The organism is Paenibacillus sp. EKM10P (assembly GCF_011800655.1).
Classification (GTDB): Bacteria; Bacillota; Bacilli; order Paenibacillales; family Paenibacillaceae; genus Paenibacillus; species Paenibacillus polymyxa.
This window is the reverse complement of record NZ_JAALET010000137.1, coordinates 1-236: the sequence shown is the minus strand read 5'-3', so window position 1 is coordinate 236 and position 236 is coordinate 1. Positions and strand designations below refer to the sequence as shown.

Sequence of the window (236 nt, the reverse complement as noted above, 5' to 3'; positions counted from 1 at the left end):
GAGGACGGACACAAGGATCTGTGTGCCTATATCGTAGCTTCGGAGTCGCTGAGTCTACCGGAACTGCGGAATGCGCTACAGCCGAAGCTGCCGGATTACATGATCCCGACGTATGTGGTACAGCTGGATCGTTTCCCGCTGACGCCCAATGGGAAAATTGACCGGAAGGCATTGCCAGCACCGGAAGCACGCCTTGAAGGAGGCCTGGAGTATGTGGCACCGCGGACGCCACTGGA

The 236-nt window shown here is 58.1% G+C and carries 1 protein-coding gene; it reads left to right on the top strand.

What is annotated here, in order from left to right:
• Window positions 1-236: hypothetical protein (locus HFE01_RS27495; protein ID WP_221421536.1), on the top strand; the 236-nt coding region annotated here is incomplete at both ends.